We start from the raw sequence: 20,617 nt of genomic DNA on the forward strand, positions 1-20,617 counted from the left end.
CCTTCGGGATCATGACGCCATGCAACTCCGATACTTCAATCAGACCGGATGGACCGCCATCTTCGATGGCACTGAGACCGAGATCGGTCGCATGCTGCGTGTAAAGGGATGGTATCCCGCAACCGGGACAGCCTTGGTGGTCGACCCGCAGCGAGCATGGAGCAGCCGACTCCATCGACCGCGCTGTCGTGGACGCCCACGCCCGGTCTTCTGCCGTGCCGTCCTGCCGGCGTCCTCGATCAGGTCTGGGCCATGTCCACGAAGCGGGAGTAGTGGCCCTGGAAGGCGACCGTGATGGTGGCGGTGGGGCCGTTACGGTGCTTGGCGACGATCAGGTCGGCCTCGCCCGCGCGGGGGGACTCTTTTTCGTAGGCGTCTTCGCGGTGGAGGAGGATCACCATGTCGGCGTCCTGCTCGATGGAGCCGGATTCGCGCAGGTCGGAGACCATGGGCTTCTTGTCGGTGCGCTGTTCGGGGCCACGGTTGAGCTGGGAGAGCGCGATGACCGGGACTTCGAGCTCCTTGGCGAGGAGCTTGAGGTTACGGGACATGTCCGAGACCTCCTGCTGACGGCTCTCGGGGCGGCGCGAGCCGCCCGACTGCATGAGCTGGAGGTAGTCGATGACGACCAGGCGCAGGTCGTTGCGCTGCTTGAGGCGACGGCACTTGGCGCGGATCTCCATCATCGACAGGTTCGGCGAGTCGTCGATGTAGAGCGGCGCCTCGGTGACGTCCGACATCCGCCGGGCCACCTTCGTCCAGTCGTCGTCCGTCATGGTCCCCGACCGCATGTGATGCAGCGCCACCCGCGCCTCGGCGGACAGCAGCCGCATCGCGATCTCGTTGCGCCCCATTTCGAGCGAGAAGATGACGCTGGGCATCTTGTTGGCAATGGAACACGTCCGCGCGAAATCCAGCGCGAGCGTGCTGTTGTGGGTGGGCACCATGGAGCGGGTGGCCAGGTACATGTGGTCCGGGTTGTCCACCTGTACGCAGCGGACCGGGACGCTCGTGACCTCGCGCGCGTCGGTGATGACCCGCTGCGTCAGCCGGGCGGTGCCGGGCCGCCGCCGCTCCTGGTGCAGGCGTCGCTTGCGGTCGAGCCCGAACACGTCGTCGCCGGTGGTGAAGTTGACGATGTAGGCCGTGGACGACTGCTCCGAGCGCCCCTTGACCCGCTTGGTCGCGAACCCGCAGCGATAGCCGAGGCTCATCAGCAGCTCGCGGAAACCCTCGGCCAGCGCCCGGTTGGTGACCGCGAACCGCACCGATCCGGTGTTGGTGACCGTCCCGTCCGTGTCGAGAAGCCCGGCGAGCAGCGCCCGGCGCTGGTCGACAGAGCTCCGCAGATACTCCTGCGGGATGTGCTTGTCGCCGAGAACGCCCAAGTCCCGGAGCACCACGAGCAGGCTTCCGTGCCGCCTGGTGCACGTCGAGCACCGGGGCCCGGAGAACGGCGGGAAGCACTCGGCCCCACAGTCCGCGCAGGTGGTGGGGGGAACCGGCGCCGACACGCTGCGCGCTCTGCCTCCGCACGACTTCCCACAGGTCCGTACGTGGGCGAGTTTGGGTACGAACGCCTTGCCGCAGACGACGCATGAGCGTTCCAGCGGCTGCGGGCGCTCCACCGAGAAGCCCAGCGAGTAGGTGATCGATGAGCCGGAGCGGCGGGCTTCGAGACCCTCCTGCTCGATGCGGTGCACGATCTCCGGGTCCGCCGAAGTGATCTTCGCGGCGTCACTGTGCCCGTCACCCAACCACGCGCCAAGCGCGTAAGGCGGAACAGGCAGGTCAAGGGCGGGGAGGGCGAGGGGGGTCGGGTTCCGCACCGTGTGGTTGAAGCGCTGATCGGCCAGGGTCGTGCAGCGCAGGGTCTCGGCGATCTCTTTGGTCGTCCTGACCGCGGCGCGGGCACCACGGCCGTCCGGGCCGTGCTGACGGGCGGCCCGGCGCGAGGAGCGGGTGTCCGTGAGCCACTGGTGGTCGGCGTCGGCGATGACGGTCGTGCCGTCATCGAAAGTGACCTCGTAGCAAGGACGCCCGACCATGACGTCGGTGGCGGCGACCACTCGGGTCGGTGTGCCGTCGGCGGCGAGGAGGTGGTCGCCGACCTGGACCGCGCCCATCGTCGTCCAGCCGGTCGGGGTGGGCAGGGGGGTGTCGAGCGCCAGGGCCTTGCCCATCGCCGGGCGGGCGGCGATGACGATCATTTGGCCGGGGTGGAGGCCGTTGGTGAGGGAGTCGAGGTCGGTGAAGCCGGTGGGGACGCCGGACATCTGGCCGCTGCGGGAGCCGATGGCCTCGATCTCGTCGAGGGCGCCCTCCATGATGTCGCCGAGGGGGAGGTAGTCCTCGGAGGTGCGCTGTTCGGTGACGGCGTAGATCTCGGCCTGGGCGTTGTTGACGATCTCGTCGACGTCGCCGTCGGCGGCGTATCCCATCTGGGTGATGCGGGTGCCGGCTTCGACGAGGCGGCGCAGGACGGCGCGTTCGTGGACGATCTCGGCGTAGTACTCGGCGTTGGCCGCGGTGGGGACGGCGTTGACGAGGGTGTGGAGGTAGGGGGCGCCGCCGACGCGGGCGATCTCGCCGCGCTTGGTGAGTTCTGCGGCGGTGGTGATGGGGTCGGCGGGCTCGCCGCGGGCGTAGAGGTCGAGGATCGCCGCGTAGATCGTCTCGTGGGCGGGGCGGTAGAAGTCGGCGCCCTTGAGGACTTCGACGACGTCGGCGATGGCGTCCTTGGAGAGCAACATGCCGCCGAGGACGGACTGTTCGGCGTCGAGGTCCTGCGGGGGGACGCGCTCGAAGCCGCCGCCGCCCTCGGACCAGCGGTTGCTGTCGCTGTCGTCGTTACCGTTCTTTTTGCGGAAGCGGGTGACGGGGGGCCGGTCGCTCGGACCGGCTTCCGGGGGTGCTTCCCCCCAGTGCTCGTCCGCGGGTTCGGGCTGGCTCATCCGCGCCACCTCCTCCCGTCCCTGCGGACCGTTCGACCGCGTTCGACCGCACCCCGTTACGTGCCACGCGTTCGTGGGGCACGGCTCTTTCTTACGGCACGGCGCCGACATTTGAGTCACCCGGGGCCGCTCGCGGCGCGTCGGGGGACGGTCCACGGTAGGGCTCTCGGCGGCCCTGACCAACCCGGTTATCCACAGGGGGTGTGGACGACGGCGGCATACCTGTGGAGAAGTGGCCCCAACCTGTGTACAGCCCTTGGGACGACGCTGTGGACAAGCTGGCAATCTACTCGGGGGAACGGCTCTGACCTGGCCTTTCTCCATCCATAGCCTGTGCAGGAGAAAAAAATTCACGGTCGGCCCAAGATCGCCACAAACAACGCGGAGGAGATCACTCTACGCAGTCACCAGTAATAGTCGAGGGTGACCTTTACCTCTTACTTGTGGACGATTACCCTGTGCATGTGAATCCGGTCGCCAAGCCCGCAGTGGAGAAGGATCCGGCCTCGTCCCCCCGCAGGCCCGCCCGGCGCCGCCACGACCGGGAGATCCTCGCCCTCGCGGTCCCCGCCTTCGGCGCGCTGGTCGCCGAACCCCTCTTCGTCATGGCCGACAGCGCGGTTGTCGGCCATCTCGGCACCGCCCAGCTCGCGGGCCTCGGCGTTGCCGCCGCGCTCCTCACCACCGCCGTCAACATCTTCGTCTTCCTGGCGTACGCGACCACCGCCGCCGTCGCCCGCCGGGTCGGCGCGGGCGACCTGCCCGCCGCGATCCGCCAGGGCGTGGACGGCATCTGGCTCGCGCTGCTGCTGGGCGCGCTGGTGATCGCCGTCGTCCTCCCGGCCGCCCCGGCCGTGGTCGACCTGTTCGGCGCGTCGCCGACCGCCGCCCCGTACGCGACCACGTATCTGCGGATCAGCTCGCTCGGCATCCCCGCGATGCTGATGGTGCTGGCGGCGACCGGCGTCCTGCGCGGCCTCCAGGACACCCGCACCCCGCTCTACGTGGCGGTCGGCGGATTCGCCGCCAACGCGGGGCTCAACGCGGGCCTGGTGTACGGCGCGGGACTCGGCATCGCGGGCTCCGCGTGGGGCACGGTCATCGCCCAGAACGGCATGGCGGCCGTCTATGTGTGCGTGGTGATCCGCGGCGCCAAGCGGCACCTCGCCACGCCGCACCTCGCGACGCGGCACGACACGACGCGGCACGACACAGCGCGGCACCTCGCGCCGCGACACGACGCCGCGCCACACGACGCACCGCGACACGACACGGCGACGGATGCCCGTACGGGTGCACGCTCCGCCCTGTGGACCCTGTTGCGCCCCGACCCCGCCGGCATACGCGCCTGCGCCCGAGCCGGCGTCCCCCTCCTCGTCCGCACCCTCAGCCTGCGGGCCGTCCTGCTCATCGCCACCGCCGTCGCCGCGGGGCTCGGCGACGCCGAGATCGCCGCCCACCAGATCACCCTCACCGTCTGGTCCCTGCTCGCCTTCGCCCTGGACGCCATCGCCATCGCGGGACAGGCGATCATCGGCCGCTACCTGGGCGCGGACGACCCCGAGGGCGCCCGCGCCGCCTGCCGCCGCATGATCGAGTGGGGAGTGGCCTGCGGGGTCGTCCTGGGGCTGCTGGTGACGCTGGCCCGGCCGCTGATCGGACCGCTGTTCACCTCGGACCCGGCCGTACGGGACGCGCTGACGTCCGCGCTGCTGGTGGTCGCGCTGGCGCAGCCGGTCTGCGGCATCGTCTTCGTCCTGGACGGCGTGCTGATGGGCGCGGGCGACGGGCCGTATCTCGCCTGGTCGATGCTGGGGACGCTGGCCGTCTTCGCGCCCGCCGCGCTGGCCGTGCCCGCTCTCGGCTGGGGGCTGACCGCGCTCTGGTGGGCGATGACCCTGATGATGCTGACCCGGCTCGCCGCCCTGTGGCTCCGGGCCCGCTCCGGCCGCTGGATCGTCACGGGCGCCGCCCGCTGAGAGCCCGAGCCGCCCGCTGAGGAGCCCGAGGCACTCGCTGAGAGCGCGAGGCGCCGCCCGACACACCTCACAGCGAGCGGCCAGACCTCACAGCGCCCGCCGCACCCGGAACGACGAAGGGCCGGACACCCCCGCAATCGGGGTGCCCGGCCCTCGCTGTTCCACGTGGAACACACCGGTCGCGATTACGCGGCCACGACCTCCAGGTCGAGGACGGCCTCGACCTCGGGGTGCAGTCGCACCGTCACCTTGTGCGCGCCCAGCGTCTTGATCGGCGAACCGACCTCGAGACGACGCTTGTCGACGGCCGGACCACCGGCGGTCTTGATCGCCGCGGCGATGTCGGCCGGGGTGATCGAGCCGAACAGCCGGCCGGTGTCACCGGCGCGGGTGCTGAGCTTGACCTTGACGCCCTGGAGCTGCGCCTTGACCGCGTTCGCGTCGTCCAGCGAGTGGATCTCGCGGATGCGGCGGGCACGGCGGATCTGCTCGACGTCCTTCTCGCCACCCTTGGTCCACGCGATGGCGAAGCCACGCGGGATCAGGTAGTTGCGGGCGTAGCCCGGCTTGACGTCGACGATGTCGCCCGCGGCACCCAGGCCGCTGACCTCGTTGGTAAGGATGATCTTCGACATGCTTCAGGTCACCCTTTCCTTATCGAGCGGTCGACGTGTAGGGCAGCAGCGCCATCTCACGGCTGTTCTTCACGGCCGTGGCGACGTCACGCTGGTGCTGCGTGCAGTTGCCGGTGACGCGGCGGGCACGGATCTTGCCGCGGTCGGAAATGAACTTCCGCAGCATGTTCGTGTCCTTGTAGTCCACGTACACGGTCTTGTCCTTGCAGAACGCGCAGACCTTCTTCTTCGGCTTGCGCGGGGGCGGCTTCGCCATGGTGATTCTCCTAATGCGATCTTGCGATCAAGAAGTGAGGATGCCCGCCCTAGAAGGGCGGCTCGTCCGAGTAGCCGCCGCCGGAAGAAGCGGCACCGGAGCCGCCGCCCCAGTTACCGCCACCGCCGCCCTGGCCGCCGCCGGCCGGCGCGCTGGTCGCCCACGGGTCGTCGGCGGGAGCACCGCCGCCGCCCTGGGGCTGGCCGCCACCAGAGCTTCCGCCCCAGTTGCCGCCGCCGCCCTGGCCGCCGCCTCCGCCGAACCCGCCGCCCTGCTGACCGCCACGACCGCCACCGCTGGTCTTGGTGACCTTGGCCGTCGCGCTCTTCAGGCTGGCGCCGACTTCTTCGACGTCCAGTTCGTAGACCGTCCGCTTGACGCCCTCACGGTCCTCGTACGACCGCTGCTTCAGCCGGCCCTGCACGATGACGCGCATGCCTCGCTGGAGCGACTCGGCGACGTTCTCGGCCGCCTGCCGCCAGACCGAGCAGGTGAGGAACAGGCTCTCGCCGTCCTTCCACTCGTTGGTCTGCCGGTCGAAGGTGCGCGGAGTGGACGCGACTCGGAACTTCGCGACCGCCGCACCCGACGGGGTGAAGCGCAGCTCGGGGTCGTCGACAAGATTGCCGACAACCGTGATGACGGTCTCGCCTGCCATGGGATGACCTCTCGGCGGTGTGCTGACTGCTTCTGGCTGCTGCTACTGACTACTGCTGGCTACTACTCGGTTACTGCCCCGGTGCGCTGAGCGGAGAGCTCAGTGCAGTTCGGGGCGGAGGACCTTGGTCCGCAGAACCGACTCGTTCAGGTTGAGCTGACGGTCGAGCTCCTTGACGACCTCAGGCGTGGCCTTGAGGTCGACGACCGAGTAGATGCCCTCGGGCTTCTTGTTGATCTCGTAGGAGAGGCGACGACGGCCCCAGGTGTCGACCTTCTCCACGCTGCCGCCACCATTGCGGACGACGGCGAGGAAGGACTCGATCAGCGGGGAGACAGCGCGCTCCTCAAGATCGGGGTCGAGAATGAGCATGAGCTCGTAGTGACGCATAGGGGAACCCACCTCCTTTGGACTCAGGCGGCCACGGCGTTTCCGTGGCAGGAGGGTTTGTATCTGCGTCGCAACGGTAGCGCGGGGCACTGACAGTCGAGTGACAGACAGTCGAGCGACGAATCGGTCTGATGACCGTTCCGTCGAGTCGGGCGAGGCCCGGCCCACGCACACAGACACCGGTGCAGACCGTACAGACTACCCGCACAGGTCCCCCGGGTTGAAATCCGCCCCCTTTTGCCCCCAATCTGGACACATCTACTCCGTCACGGAGGTGCCCCATGGCACAGCACGCGGAACGGACCCACCACCTCACCTTCAACACCGACGGCCGGCCGCACCCGCTGGAGAACACGCTGGTCGCGGTGACCGTCGTCCTCGGCGCGATCGCGATCATCTCCTCGGCCTTCAACAGCCTGCATCTGCTCAGCTCCTGGACCGGTCTGGTCGGCATCCTCACCGGCGGCTACGGCCAGTTCATCTCGGCGACCACGGCGGAGCGGTTCGCTCTCGTCATCGGCCTCGGCATGGCGGCGGTCGGCTTCTACATCGGTGTCGCGCACGGCGGGCTGTTCGGCGGGCTCTGGTAGCGGCGGCCGACAGTCGCCGACAGCACCGGCGAGCAGTAGCGAGGGCGCTTCCCCCGCGCAGTAGGCTTCGGGCCAGAAAACAGCACCGGAAACCCACCACAAGCAAGTAGTGAGCATTCCAGCCCGCAGTCGTGAGTTCGTCGTGAGTTTGGGGAGCGCCCCGCATGAGCCTGACCCTGAGGACCATCAGCCGCGAGCAGCATCTGGCGTACATCCAGAGCCTGCCCTCGGCAAGCCACTGCCAGGTCCCGGCATGGGCTGATGTGAAGTCGGAGTGGCGGTCGGAGAATTTCGGCTGGATCGACGACAGGACCGGCCAGATCGTCGGCGCCGGTCTGGTGCTCTACCGGCAGATCCCGAAGGTCAAGCGGTACCTGGCGTATCTGCCCGAGGGCCCGGTCATCAACTGGTACGCGCCCAACCTGGACGAGTGGCTGAAGCCGATGCTCGCCCACCTCAAGCAGCAGGGCGCCTTCACCGTGAAGATGGGCCCGCCGGTGATCATCCGCCGGTGGGAGGCGAACACCATCAAGACCGGCATCGCCGACCAGGACGTCAAGCGGCTGCGCGACGTGGAGGCCGACTTCATCGAACCGCGCGCCTTCGAGGTCGCGGACAAGCTGCGCCGGATGGGCTGGCAGCAGGGCGAGGACGGCGGCGCGGGCTTCGGCGACGTACAGCCGCGGTACGTGTACCAGGTCCCGCTGGAGAACCGTTCGCTGGACGACATCCTCAAGGGCTTCAACCAGCTCTGGCGGCGCAACATCAAGAAGGCCGAGAAGGCCGGTGTCGAGGTGGTCCAGGCCGGCTACGACGACCTGCCGACCTGGCAGAAGCTCTACGAGGTGACGGCCGAGCGCGACCACTTCAGGCCGCGCCCGCTGTCGTACTTCCAGCGGATGTGGACCTCGCTGAACGCCGAGGACCCCAACCGCATGCGGCTCTACCTGGCGGTGCACGAGGGCGAGGCGGTCGCCGCGGCGACGATGCTGACCGTCGGCCGGCACGTCTGGTACTCCTACGGCGCCTCGGCGAACCACAAGCGCGAGGTGCGGCCGTCCAACGCGATGCAGTGGCGGATGCTGCGGGACGCGTACGCGATGGGCGCCAGCGTCTACGATCTGCGCGGAATCAGCGATTCCCTGGACGAGAACGACCATTTGTTCGGTCTGATTCAGTTCAAGGTGGGCACGGGCGGGCAGGCTGCCGAATACTTGGGCGAGTGGGATTTCCCGCTCAACAAGCTGCTCCACAAGGCGCTCGACATCTACATGTCGCGTCGCTGACCCCGGGCCCGCGCATGGGCCCCGACAAGGCCCGCGCGCGGCCCGCCGAAGGCTCGCTCAAGGAAAGGTCCCGACCAGGCCATGGCCCTCACCCTGTACGTCGACACCGCACGCTGGCGTGCACACCACCAGTCCGTGGTGGACCAGTTCCCCGGCATCGTGCCGGTATGCAAGGGGAACGGGTACGGCTTCGGCCATGAGCGCCTCGCCGACGAGGCGACCCGGCTGCGCGCCGACATGCTCGCCGTCGGCACGACGTACGAGGCCGCCAGGATCAAGGACTACTTCAGCGGCGACCTGCTGGTGCTGACGCCGTACCGGCTGGGCGAGGAGCCGGTGCCGCTGCCGGACCGGGCGATCCGCTCGGTGTCCTCGGTGGAGGGTGTGCGCGGTCTGGTCGGCGCGCGGGTGGTCATCGAGGTGATGAGCAGCATGCGCCGGCACGGCGTGGCCGAGGACGACCTGGTCAAGCTGCACACGGCGATAGACGACGTACGCCTGGAGGGTTTCGCGATCCACCTGCCGCTGGACCGCACCGACGGTACGGACGCGGTCGAGGAGGTCTTCGCCTGGATGGAGCGGCTGCGGGCGGCCCGGCTGCCGCTGCACACGATGTTCGTCAGCCACCTCAAGGCGACCGAACTGGCGCAGCTCAGGCAGCAGTTCCCGCAGACCAGGTTCCGGGCGCGGATCGGCACGCTGATGTGGCTCGGCGACCACGACGCGACGGAGTACCGCGGCGCGGTGCTCGACGTCACGCGGATCGTCAAGGGCGACCGGTACGGCTACCGGCAGGAGAAGTCGGCCGCCGACGGCCATCTGGTGGTCGTGGCGGGCGGCACCTCGCACGGCGTGGGCCTGGAGGCGCCGAAGGCGCTGCACGGTCTGATGCCGCGGGCCAAGGGGGTCGCGCGGGCGGGCCTGGCGACCGTCAACCGCAATCTGTCGCCGTTCGTGTGGGCGGGCAAGCAGCGCTGGTTCGCGGAGCCGCCGCACATGCAGGTGTCGATCCTGTTCCTGCCGGGTGACGTGGCGCCGCCCGCGGTCGGCGACGAGCTGGTGGCGCACCTGCGGCACACCACGACCCAGTTCGACCGGGTCGTGGACCGCCACCCGTCGTAGGACGCCTGTCGCCCTTCTCCAGTCGTCTCGTCCGTCGCTAGTCCTTCTCGTCCACCGCGGGCGAAGGCGTCGTGGGCGCGGAGTCCGTCGGCATCGTGGTGCCCCACTCGACCCGCTGTCCGGCGAAGGGCGCCGCGTGGCGCGGCTCGTGGTGGACGGCGCCGAGCACGAACACGTCCTCCGCGCCGTCCAGGACCCCGCCCGAGGGATCGTCGTCGCCGTCCTGCCGCAGTACGTCGTGCTGCGGCAGGAGGATGTCGCGGATGACCATGCCGCACAGGTAGAGCGTGCCGAGCAGGTGCACGGCGATGGCGAGGTGGTAGCCGTCGGCGGACAGACCATGGTGCTTGGTGCCGCCGGTGACGTACGCGAGCTGCATCCAGATGCCGATGAAGTACAGCACCTCGGCGCCCTGCCAGATCAGCAGGTCGCGCCAGCGCGGGCGGGCGAGCACGGCGAGCGGGAGCAGCCACAGCACGTACTGCGGCGAGTAGACCTTGTTGCTGATCACCAGCGCGGCCACCAGCAGGAAGGCGAGCTGTGCGAAGCGCGGGCGGCGCGGGGCGTACAGCGCGAGGGCGGCGATCCCGGCGCACAGCAGCAGCATCAGGGCGGCCACGTACGCGCTCACGCCGGTCAGCGGGTTGCCGGTGCGCTGCATGATGATCAGCCACAGCGAGCCGTAGTCGACGCCGCGGGTGCGGCTGAAGCTGTAGAACTCCGACCAGCCGTGCCGGGCGAGCAGGATCACCGGCCCGTTGACCACCAGCCAGGACAGGACGGCGCCGCCGAGGGCCGTGCCGAAGGCCCGTAGCCGCCCGGCGCGCAGGCACAGCAGGAACAGCGCGAGCAGCAGCAGGACGGGATAGAGTTTGGCCGCGGTGGCCAGGCCGATCAGGATGCCCGCGGCCAGCGGTCGGCTGCGGGCCCACAGCAGCATGCCGACGGCGGTCAGGGCGACGGCGAACAGGTCCCAGTTGATGGTCGCGGTGAGCGCGAGCGCGGGGGACAGGGCGATGAGCAGGCCGTCCCAGGGGCGCCGCCGCTGGGTGCGCGCCACGCACGTGACGAGCACGACCGCGCAGATCATCAGCATCGCGGAGTTCACGATCCAGTAGATCTGCGCGCGGTGCTGGAGGTCGCCGCCGTGCGGGGTCAGCCAGGAGGCGACCTCCATGAACAGGCCGGTGAGCACCGGGTACTCGAGGTAGTGGAAGCCGCTGCCGGAGACCGAGTCCGGGATCCGGTCGAAGTACGGGACCAGGTCGGTGGCGAAGCCGCGCTGCGAGTACAGGTGCGGGATGTCGGAGTAGCAGGCGTGGATGTACTGCGGGGAGCCGCCCTGGAACCAGCCGCCGGAGTAGCAGGACGCTTTCTGCGCCATGCCGAGGGCGAACATCCCGATGACGACGAGCACCATCACGCGGACCGGGTTCCACCAGCGGTAACCGCCGGAGCGGGCCCACCGTCCGGCGGGCCCGCCCAGGAACTCACTGCCGGCCGCGGCGACCGGGTCCTCGTCGGAGGGTCGCACGGGGAGCTCTCGCCGGTCGGCCTCTTCGCGGTCGCGCACGCTCGTCATGGCGAACATCCTGCCGTACCGGTCTGTGTGAGCGAGAGTCTCCGGGGACACCAACCGTCGCTGTCTGCTGTCAGCGACGGTCGCCGTCCCCCGTCAGCCGCCGTCCGTCATCCTCCGTCGCCGGGTTTGCGGGTGGATGTTCCGCCGCTGTTGCCTCCGCCGCCGCCCGGTCCTCCGGTGCTGCCCGACGTGGTCGGGGTGTCGCTCGGCGTCGGCGTGTTGCAGGTCTGGTCCCACGGCAGGCACGGGCCGCTCGGCGTGGTGGGCGGCGTGGTGGGCGGCGTCGTCGGCGGGGTGGTCGGCGGCGTCGTCGTGGTGGGCGGTGGGGTGGTCGCGGTGTCGGTCGGGCTCGGCGGCGGCGTCGTCATGGACGGCGTCGGCGACGGGGCGCCGGGCTCGTTCTGCGGTTCGCCGATCTTGCTGGCGTCCGGGAAGCCGGGGTCCTCGGAGTTGCCGAGGGCGGCCTTCATGTAGTCGGTCCAGATGGTGGCCGGGAGGTCACCACCGTGGATGGAGGAGTTGCCGCCGGTGCCGGACATCGGCAGCAGCTTCTTGGCCTTGGTGTCCTGGCGGAACATCACCACGGACGTGGAGAGCTGCTGGGTGTAGCCGACGAACCACGCGGACCGGGTGCCGCCGGGGCTGTCGGTGGTACCGGTCTTGCCCGCCGCGGTACGGCCCAGGGCCTTGGCCTTGGTGCCGGTGCCGTTCTCGACCACGTTCTGGAGGACCTTGGTGACGTTGTTGGCGATGTTGTCCGGCAGCGCCTGCTTGGGCTTGGGCCGCGAGAAGCCGTTGATCTGGTCACCGTTGTGGATCACCTTGGTGACCGAGTACGGGTCCACCTGCACGCCGGACTTGGCGAAGGTGGCGTACGCGTCGGCCATCCGGATCGCGCTGGGCGTGGACGTACCGATGGAGAACGACGGCACCATGGTGGCCATGCTCTCGTCGAGCAGGCCCACGCTCTCCGCCGTCGCCTTGACCTTGGGCAGGCCGACGTCCTCGCCGAGCTGGACGAACGGGGTGTTGATCGAGTTCTGCATGGCCTTGGTCAGCGTGACGTAGCCGTGCTTGATCGAGTCCTCGTTCTTCTGCCGGAACGGCTTGTTCTCCTTGTCGAGGACCACATTGCCGTCGTGGTCCTTGATCACCAGCAGGTCGTTGGCGTTGTACTTGCTGTCCGGCGTGATGGGCTTGCCGTCGCTGTGGTTGGTGCCGTACATCATGGCCGCGGAGAGCACGAACGGCTTGAAGGTCGAGCCGACCGGCACACCGGCGGTGTTGGCGTTGTTGTTGAACTCGTTGTGCTCGTAGCCCTCGCCGCCGTAGATGGCCACGATCTTGCCGTCGCCCGGCACCACGGAGGCGGCGCCGAACTGCACATTGCTGTCCGCGTCCGTGCCCTTGTAGTCGGGGTCGTCGCCCAGGTACTTGTGCGAGCCGCCGGGCTTGATGTTCGCCTTGCGGACCGCCTCGACGGACTTCTTCAGGGCGTTGACCTTGGCCTTGTCGAAGGTCGTGTAGATCTGGTATCCGCCCAGGTCAAGGTCTTTCTGGGTGATCTTCGGCGAGGAGTGCGTGGTGACGTAGTTGTTCACCGTGTCGACCAGGTAGCTGATCTGACCGCTCATGCCCGCCTGCACCTTCAGCCCCTGGGGCATCGGGTACTTGGTGTACTTGGCGCGCTCGGTCGTCGTCATGTGGCCGTACTTGACCTCCTGGTCGAGGATCCAGCCCCAGCGCTGCGTGGAGCGCTTGGTGTTGGCCTCGGCGGTGGCCGACGTGTCGATGTTGGTGGCGCCTATCGGGTCGTAGTACGTCGGGCCCTTGAGCAACGCCGCCAGGAAGGCGCACTGGCTGGGGTCGAGCTTGACCGCGTCCACGCCGTAGTACGTCTGCGCGGCGGCCTGGAGACCGTAGGCGCCGCGGCCGAAGTACGAGGTGTTCAGGTAGCCGGTGATGATGTCGTTCTTGCTGACCTTCGCGCCGACCTTTATGGAGATGAACAGCTCTTTGAACTTCCGGCTGACCGTCTGCGACTGGTCGAGCATCGAGTTCTTCACGTACTGCTGGGTGATGGTCGAGCCGCCCTGCGTCTCGCCGCCCCTGGCCATGTTGAACAGCGCGCGGGTGATGCCCATCGGGTCGACACCGGAGTCGGTCTCGAAGGTCTTGTTCTCGGCCGAGATCACCGCGTAGCGCATGGCCTTGGGGATCTGGTCGTACGTGATGTTCTGCCGGTTGAAGTCACCGCCGGTGGCGACCATGCGGGTGCCGTCGGCCCAGTAGTAGACGTTGTTCTGGGCGACGGCCGCCTTGTTCTCGTCGGGGATGTCGACCATGGCGTACGCGATGCCCGCGATGCCGACCAGGGTGCCGACGAAGCCGATGCACAGCGCGGTGACCTGGCGCCAGGAGGGCACCCAGTGCCGCCAGCCCTCCTTGCCGAAGCGCGGGTAGTCGATGAAGCGCTTCTTGGCGGGCCTGCGGCCTCCTCGGCCCGCGGGGCCGCCGGGTTCACCGGGGCCGCCGGTGCCTCGGCGGCGACCGCCGCCGTTGCCGTTGCCGCCACCGCCGCGCCCCTGGGCGGCGCGGCGGGCCGCGGCGCGTCCTTCGTAGGGGGCGCCGGGGCCGCCGGTGCCGGAAGGGGAACCGCCGGGAGGGCCAGGGGGAGGGCCGGGGGGACGGCCGGGTACGGCGCCCGGGGTACCGCCGGGCGGCGTACCGCCACTGGGCATACCGCTACGGGAACCGGCGGGGGGGCCGCCGGCCGCGCGTCGGCCGCCTGACGCAGGGGGCGTCGGCTGCTGTCCCCCGCGCCTGGCGGCAGCACGGCCGCCGGAGGGCGACTGCGGCGGCTTGCGACGGTGCTCGCTCATGAACAGCTACTCCTCGACAGGCGGGATCGCCTGCAGGCATCGATGACATTCCGGTCTGTCCCCCTGAGTGCGGCTGTGTCAGGCCGCACTGCACCCAGGACCAAGACGCACGCCGACGTCCCAGGGTTCCCGGTGCTCTGCATGGCGAACAGAGTACGCACGGTCAAAAGACGCACGATGCGAGCGTTCATCACATAACGGACGGTTGAGACCTCACAGGTTTCATGTTGTGACACCCGCTGTGACGGTGGTCACCGCGGACCGCCTTGCATGATGTGTCGAACCGTTCTATCGTCCCGATGTATCGACTCGATACATCGCACCGACACATCGCTCCGATGCATCGTGCGGAGGCATCGGGTCGGCACACAGTACGGGACAGCGGCGACCGGCCGGAACGAGGGGACGAGGGATTGAGCAAGCGCTCCGGAATCCTCGAATTCGCGGTTCTCGGTCTGCTGCGCGAGTCCCCTATGCACGGCTACGAGCTGCGCAAGCGGCTCAACACCTCGCTCGGGGTGTTCCGCGCCTTCAGCTACGGCAGTCTTTATCCCTGCCTGAAGACGCTGGTCACTCAGGGGTGGCTGATCGAGGAGTCGGTGGTGGACAGCGATCCGCCCGCGACACCCCTCGCCGGCCGCCGGGCGAAGATCGTCTACCGGCTGACGGCCGCGGGCAAGGAGCACTTCGAGGAGCTGCTCGCCCACTCCGGCCCGGACGCCTGGGAGGACGAGCACTTCGCCGCTCGCTTCGCCTTCTTCGGGCAGACGTCGAAGGACGTCAGGATGCGGGTCCTCGAGGGGCGGCGCAGCCGCCTCGAGGAACGGCTGGAGAAGATGCGCGCCTCACTCGTGCGCACCCGCGAACGGCTCGACGACTACACGCTTGAGCTTCAGCGGCACGGCATGGAATCGGTGGAGCGCGAGGTCCGCTGGCTCAATGAGCTGATCGAGACCGAGCGGGCCGGACGCAGCACCACGCGCCCGGACTCCGAGCAGGACACACACGACAACAACCAAGAGAACGGCGGCCGACCCGAAAACCGGGGAACCGCGTGACGATTACACAGGGAGCAACCGGTATGGGTTCGGTTCGCGTAGCCATCGTTGGCGTAGGCAACTGCGCCGCGTCGCTGGTGCAGGGTGTCGAGTACTACAAGGACGCCGACCCGGACAGCAAGGTGCCTGGTCTCATGCACGTGCAGTTCGGCGACTACCACGTACGTGACGTCGAGTTCGTGGCCGCCTTCGATGTCGACGCGAAGAAGGTCGGCCTCGACCTCGCGGACGCCATCGGGGCCAGCGAGAACAACACGATCAAGATCTGCGACGTCCCGCAGAGCGGCGTGACCGTCCAGCGCGGCCACACCAACGACGGTCTCGGCAAGTACTACCGGGAGACGATCGAGGAGTCCACCGAGGCCCCGGTCGACATCGTCCAGATCCTCAAGGACCGCCAGGTCGACGTCCTCGTCTGCTACCTGCCTGTCGGCTCCGAGGTCGCGGCCAAGTACTACGCGCAGTGCGCCATCGACGCGAAGGTCGCCTTCGTCAACGCCCTCCCGGTCTTCATCGCCGGCACCAAGGAGTGGGCGGACAAGTTCACCGAGGCCGGTGTGCCGATCGTCGGTGACGACATCAAGTCCCAGGTGGGCGCCACCATCACGCACCGCGTGATGGCGAAGCTCTTCGAGGACCGCGGTGTCCTGCTGGAGCGCACCATGCAGCTCAACGTGGGCGGCAACATGGACTTCAAGAACATGCTCGAGCGCGAGCGCCTGGAGTCCAAGAAGATCTCCAAGACGCAGGCCGTCACCTCGCAGATCGTGGACCGTGAGCTGGGTGCCAAGAACGTCCACATCGGCCCGTCGGACTACGTGCAGTGGCTGGACGACCGCAAGTGGGCGTACGTCCGCCTCGAGGGCCGCGCCTTCGGTGACGTCCCGCTGAACCTGGAGTACAAGCTGGAGGTCTGGGACTCCCCGAACTCCGCCGGTGTCATCATCGACGCGCTGCGCGCGGCGAAGATCGCCAAGGACCGCGGTATCGGCGGCCCGATCCTGTCGGCGTCCTCGTACTTCATGAAGTCCCCGCCGGTGCAGTACTTCGACGACGAGGCCCGCGACAACGTGGAGAAGTTCATCCGCGGCGAGGTCGAGCGCTGACCGGCTGAGCCGGACAACGCCGCCTCACGCGGCACGGCGCCACAGCGTCACCGCAGGACCGCATCACCGCATCACCGCATCACCGCAGGACGGCACCACCGCAGTACCAAGGAAAGGCCCCGGGTCGCGTGCCCGGGGCCTTCCGCGTCATGTGAGGCTGTGACCATGGCTGTTGTGCGCGATCTTCGCGTGCTGCTGCGGCTGTCGGGCTTCCGGCGGCTGCTCGCGGTGCGCCTGCTGTCCCAATTCTCCGACGGCGTCTTCCAGGCCGCGCTGGCCGCCTATGTCGTCTTCTCGCCCGAGAAACAGACCTCGCCGGGCGCCATCGCCTCCGCCCTGGCCGTACTGCTGCTGCCGTACTCGCTGCTCGGCCCGTTCGCCGGCGTGCTGCTCGACCGCTGGCGGCGCAGGCAGGTGCTGCTCCACTGCAATCTGCTGCGGGCAGTGCTGTCCTGCGGGACGGCCGCGCTGATCCTGCTGCACGTGCCGGACTGGCTGTTCTATCTCTCCGCCCTGTCGGTCACCGCCGTCAACCGCTTCGTGCTCGCGGGGCTGTCCGCCGCGCTGCCGCAGGTCGTGGACGCCGAGCGGCTGGTGATCGCCAACTCGCTGTCCCCGACGGCCGGGACGCTCGCGGCGACCGCGGGCGGCGGTGTCGCCTTCGTCGTGCACCTCTTCCTGCCCGAGGGCGCCGGGGCCAACGCGGCGACCGTGCTGCTCGGCGCGGGCGTCTATCTGGTGGCGGGGCTGTCCGCGCTGACGCTGGGCCGCGACCGGCTCGGGCCCGATCCCTCCGAGGTGCGGCAGCGGCTGCGCACGGCGCTCGCGGGCACCGCGCAGGGCCTGGCCGCCGGGTGGCGACATCTGCGCCAACGGCCCGCGGCGCGGCGGGCGATGGGCGCGGTGACGGCGATGCGCTTCTGCTACGGCGCCCTGACCGTCACCTTGCTGATGCTCAGCCGCTACACCTGGTCCGACCCCTCGGACACCAACGCGGGTCTCGCCCTGCTCGGTCTGGCGGTCGGCCTGTCGGCGGCCGGATTCTTCACCGCGGCGGTCTTCACCCCGTGGGCCACCGGCCGCTTCGGCACCGGCGGCTGGATCACCGTGTGCGCCGCCGCGTCCGCCGTGCTGCTGCTCCCGCTGGCGCTCCCGTTCGCCGTCGGACCGATGATGGTCGCGGCCTTCGTGCTGGGCTTCACCATGCAGGGCGCGAAGATCGCCACCGACACCGTGGTGCAGACCGACGTCCAGGACTCCTACCGCGGGCGCGTCTTCTCCCTCTACGATGTCGCCTTCAACGTCGCCTTCGTAGGCGCCGCGGCGGTCTCCGCCCTGATGCTGCCGCCCGACGGCCGTTCCCCAGCGCTGATCACCGTCCTAGCCCTGCTCTATGCCGGGGTGGCCGCCACGATGACCCGACTCCGCTCCTGACCCCGGCGTCGCGCCGGGACGCACACCACACATGGGGGAAACCGTGGCTACTCCGCCACCTCCTGGCCGCAATCCCTACGGCCAGCCGTACGCACAGCAGACAGCACCGCCTCCGCCCGCGCCTCCGCAGCCGGGACAGAACCCGTACGGCCAGAACCCCTACGGCCAGAATCCGTACGGGCAGGGCCAGCCGGGCCAGAACCCGTACGGGCCGCCGCAGGGCCAGGGGCAGCAGCCGTTCGGCTACCCGCAGACCGGGCCGCAGACGGCGCCGGACGGCGGCCCGGCGTGCACCTTCTGCGGGGGCTTCCCCGCCGTGCAGGCCACCGTCCGCGGCCACCAGGGCTTCCTGATCATCATGCGCTTCCTGAAGCGACGGGCGAACTACTGCCGCACCTGCGGGATAGCCACGCACCGCGAGATGACCACCAAGACGCTGTGGCAGGGCTGGTGGGGCATCGCCTCGTTCGTCATCACACCGATCACGGTGCTGATCAACCTCGGGCCGCGCGGCAAGTTCAACAAGCTGCCCGCGCCCAACGGCGGCTTCGGACCGCCCATGAACCCGGGCAAGCCGATCTTCCTGCGCGGCGGCGCGTACGTCATGCTGGCGCCGCTGCTGGTGCTCGCCCTCATCGTCGCGGGAGTCGCGATGGGCGGCAACGACGCGAATTCGGCGTCCGCCGGTGACTGCGTCAGCAAGAGCGGCTCCGACTCCGACCCGACCCTGAAGGTCGTCGACTGCACGTCGGGCTCGGCCGCGTACCGCGTCGTGGAGCGGCACGGCGGCAAGCACTACGGGGACGCCTGCTCCGACGGCGACGCCGAGTACGACCACTCGGGACCCGGCGGCGACTACGCGCTCTGCCTGACGCGCGTGGGCTGACATACTTGAGCTGATGTCGCCGAGGCCGATGCCTTGAGCTGACGCTCGTGAGCTGATGCCGATGTTCCACGTGGAACATCGCGTTCGGCGAGACGCCAAAGGGGCGATGTTCCACGTGGAACATCGCCCCTTTGGCGTTTCACGCCGCCGTTCTCACTGCTGCTCGGACCACCACGTCCTGAGCGCGGCGATGGCCTCGTCCTCGGTCATCGGACCGTTCTCCAGCCGGAGTTCCAGCATGTGCTGGTACGCCTTGCCGACCAGGGGGCCGGGGGGGACACCCAGGATCGACATGATCTGGTTGCCGTCGAGGTCGGGCCGGATCGCGTCCAGCTCCTCGCGCTCCTGGAGTTCGGCGATGCGCGCTTCCAGGGCGTCGTAGGTACGGGACAGGGCGGCTGCCTTGCGCTTGTTGCGGGTCGTGCAGTCCGAACGGGTCAGCTTGTGCAGCCGGGAGAGCTGCGGGCCCGCGTCGCGGACGTAGCGGCGTACGGCCGAGTCGGTCCACTCGCCGCTGCCGTATCCATGGAAGCGCAGGTGCAGTTCGACCAGCCGGGAGACGTCCTTCACCAGATCGTTGGGGTACTTGAGCTGGGTCAGCCGGGCCTTGGTCAGCTTCGCGCCCACCATCTCGTGGTGGTGGAAGGAGACCCGGCCGTCCGTCTCGAAGCGGCGCGTCTTCGGCTTGCCGATGTCGTGCAGCAGCGCGGCCAGCCGCAGTACGAGATCGGGCCCGTCGGTCTCCAAGCCGATCGCCTGCTCCAGCACGGTCAGCGAGTGCTCGTAAACGTCCTTGTGCCGGAAGTGCTCGTCCCGCTCCAGGCGCAGCGCGGACAGCTCGGGCAGCACCAGATCGGCGAGCCCGGTGTCGACCAGCAGCCGCAGCCCCTTGCGCGGGTGGTCGGACAGGATCAGCTTGTTCAGCTCGTCCCTGATCCGCTCGGCGGAGACGATCCCGATCCGGTCGGCCATCGCCGACATCGCGGCGACCACCTCGGGCGCGACCTCGAAGTCGAGCTGCGCGGCGAAGCGGGCGGCCCGCAGCATCCGCAGCGGGTCGTCGGAGAACGACGACTCCGGGGTGCCGGGCGTACGCAGCCGCCGGGCCGCCAGATCGTCCAGACCGCCGTACGGATCGACGAAGTCGCCCTCGGGGAGCGCGACCGCCATGGCGTTCACCGTGAAGTCCCGGCGGACCAGGTCGTCCTCGATGGTGTCGCCGTAGGACACCTCCGGCTTGCGCGAGGTCCGGTCGTACGCCTCGGAGCGGTACGTCGTCACCTCGATCTGGAAGCTGTCCTTCATCGCGCCGACCGTGCCGAAGGCGATGCCGACCTCCCACACCGAATCCGCCCACGACCGCAAGATCTTCAGCACCTGCTCGGGGCGGGCGTCGGTGGTGAAGTCGAGGTCGTTGCCGAGCCTGCCCAGCAGGGTGTCCCGGACGGAGCCGCCGACGAGGGCGAGCCGGAATCCGGCGTCGCGGAATCGATGGCCGAGTTCCTCGGCGACGGGCGCGACCTGGTGGCGGGCCTGCGGGGTCTGAGCGGCATTGTTGGCATTCGGCACAACGTAAAAGGGTACGGGTCCGCGGAGCCCACGGCTGCCGGGTTTCCCCGCGGGACCGCATCGCGGGCGCATATGGCGCGCGTCCCGAGGGCATACCGCCCGGTTCCGGACCTCGGCGGACCCCGGCGGGGCATCGGCCGGACCTCGGCCAGATCTCGACTGGGCCGCATCGGGCCCCTTCCCCGGACTCCGCAGCACTTTGGCACAGCGCCGATCGTTAACATGCCAGC

General features: G+C 69.2%; 16 protein-coding genes. 8 read left to right on the forward strand and 8 right to left on the reverse strand.

The genetic code is table 11. The features are described 5' to 3' along the window. Positions 1-239: 239 nt before the first annotated feature. Positions 240-3,278: a replicative DNA helicase gene (gene dnaB / locus ACFZBB_RS14125; RefSeq protein ID WP_391121404.1), complete on the reverse strand. Its 3,039-nt coding sequence runs from the start codon at positions 3,276-3,278 to the stop codon at positions 240-242. Between the two features lie 164 nt (positions 3,279-3,442). Here dnaB and ACFZBB_RS14130 point away from each other — a divergent pair, with 164 nt between their 5' ends. Further along, positions 3,443-4,933, forward strand: a complete 1,491-nt coding sequence (locus ACFZBB_RS14130) for an MATE family efflux transporter (protein ID WP_391122249.1) — start codon at positions 3,443-3,445, stop codon at positions 4,931-4,933. A gap of 185 nt (positions 4,934-5,118) precedes the next feature. Here ACFZBB_RS14130 and rplI read toward each other — a convergent pair whose 3' ends face one another. The 4 genes from rplI to rpsF all read right to left on the reverse strand — a co-directional run bounded on the left by rplI (position 5,119) and on the right by rpsF (position 6,872). Further along, entirely contained in the window at positions 5,119-5,568 is a 450-nt protein-coding gene (gene rplI / locus ACFZBB_RS14135) for a 50S ribosomal protein L9 (protein WP_188280712.1), read from the reverse strand. 19 nt (positions 5,569-5,587) lie between these two features. After that, positions 5,588-5,824, reverse strand: coding sequence for a 30S ribosomal protein S18 (rpsR, locus tag ACFZBB_RS14140; RefSeq protein ID WP_031512678.1), 237 nt, complete (start codon positions 5,822-5,824; stop codon positions 5,588-5,590). 49 nt (positions 5,825-5,873) lie between these two features. Further along, positions 5,874-6,482, reverse strand: a complete 609-nt coding sequence (locus ACFZBB_RS14145) for a single-stranded DNA-binding protein (RefSeq protein ID WP_355336648.1) — start codon at positions 6,480-6,482, stop codon at positions 5,874-5,876. 99 nt (positions 6,483-6,581) lie between these two features. After that, the gene (rpsF, locus tag ACFZBB_RS14150; RefSeq protein ID WP_093711983.1) at positions 6,582-6,872 is read right to left on the reverse strand and encodes a 30S ribosomal protein S6; all 291 of its coding nucleotides are present in this window, start codon (positions 6,870-6,872) and stop codon (positions 6,582-6,584) included. Positions 6,873-7,153: 281 nt separating this feature from the next. On the opposite strand from rpsF, the gene ACFZBB_RS14155 reads away from it, so the two are divergent. The 3 genes from ACFZBB_RS14155 to ACFZBB_RS14165 all read left to right on the forward strand — a co-directional run bounded on the left by ACFZBB_RS14155 (position 7,154) and on the right by ACFZBB_RS14165 (position 9,870). Continuing rightward, positions 7,154-7,462 (forward strand): hypothetical protein, encoded by a 309-nt coding sequence (locus ACFZBB_RS14155; protein WP_355336649.1) that lies wholly within the window; start codon positions 7,154-7,156, stop codon positions 7,460-7,462. A gap of 164 nt (positions 7,463-7,626) precedes the next feature. Beyond that, the gene (locus ACFZBB_RS14160) at positions 7,627-8,748 is read left to right on the forward strand and encodes a peptidoglycan bridge formation glycyltransferase FemA/FemB family protein (protein ID WP_391121408.1); all 1,122 of its coding nucleotides are present in this window, start codon (positions 7,627-7,629) and stop codon (positions 8,746-8,748) included. An 81-nt stretch (positions 8,749-8,829) separates the two neighbouring features. Then, positions 8,830-9,870 carry an alanine racemase gene (locus ACFZBB_RS14165; protein WP_355336651.1) on the forward strand — a complete coding sequence of 347 codons (1,041 nt, stop codon included), beginning with the start codon at positions 8,830-8,832 and terminating at the stop codon, positions 9,868-9,870. A gap of 37 nt (positions 9,871-9,907) precedes the next feature. Here ACFZBB_RS14165 and ACFZBB_RS14170 read toward each other — a convergent pair whose 3' ends face one another. Continuing rightward, positions 9,908-11,452 (reverse strand): glycosyltransferase 87 family protein, encoded by a 1,545-nt coding sequence (locus ACFZBB_RS14170; protein WP_391121411.1) that lies wholly within the window; start codon positions 11,450-11,452, stop codon positions 9,908-9,910. 107 nt (positions 11,453-11,559) lie between these two features. Beyond that, entirely contained in the window at positions 11,560-14,334 is a 2,775-nt protein-coding gene (locus ACFZBB_RS14175) for a transglycosylase domain-containing protein (protein ID WP_391121414.1), read from the reverse strand. A 413-nt stretch (positions 14,335-14,747) separates the two neighbouring features. Here ACFZBB_RS14175 and ACFZBB_RS14180 point away from each other — a divergent pair, with 413 nt between their 5' ends. The 4 genes from ACFZBB_RS14180 to ACFZBB_RS14195 all read left to right on the forward strand — a co-directional run bounded on the left by ACFZBB_RS14180 (position 14,748) and on the right by ACFZBB_RS14195 (position 18,818). Next, positions 14,748-15,392 (forward strand): PadR family transcriptional regulator, encoded by a 645-nt coding sequence (locus ACFZBB_RS14180; RefSeq protein ID WP_355336653.1) that lies wholly within the window; start codon positions 14,748-14,750, stop codon positions 15,390-15,392. A gap of 23 nt (positions 15,393-15,415) precedes the next feature. Next, positions 15,416-16,498, forward strand: coding sequence for an inositol-3-phosphate synthase (locus ACFZBB_RS14185; protein ID WP_355336654.1), 1,083 nt, complete (start codon positions 15,416-15,418; stop codon positions 16,496-16,498). A 165-nt stretch (positions 16,499-16,663) separates the two neighbouring features. Continuing rightward, positions 16,664-17,932 (forward strand): MFS transporter, encoded by a 1,269-nt coding sequence (locus ACFZBB_RS14190; RefSeq protein ID WP_391121418.1) that lies wholly within the window; start codon positions 16,664-16,666, stop codon positions 17,930-17,932. A 43-nt stretch (positions 17,933-17,975) separates the two neighbouring features. Continuing rightward, positions 17,976-18,818 (forward strand): hypothetical protein, encoded by an 843-nt coding sequence (locus ACFZBB_RS14195; RefSeq protein ID WP_391121421.1) that lies wholly within the window; start codon positions 17,976-17,978, stop codon positions 18,816-18,818. A gap of 153 nt (positions 18,819-18,971) precedes the next feature. Here ACFZBB_RS14195 and ACFZBB_RS14200 read toward each other — a convergent pair whose 3' ends face one another. Next, complete coding sequence (locus tag ACFZBB_RS14200; RefSeq protein WP_391121424.1) at positions 18,972-20,387, reverse strand: CCA tRNA nucleotidyltransferase; 1,416 nt, start codon at positions 20,385-20,387, stop codon at positions 18,972-18,974. Positions 20,388-20,617: the final 230 nt, after the last annotated feature.

The organism is Streptomyces sp. NPDC008139, assembly GCF_042957025.1.
Lineage (GTDB): Bacteria > Actinomycetota > Actinomycetes > Streptomycetales > Streptomycetaceae > Actinacidiphila.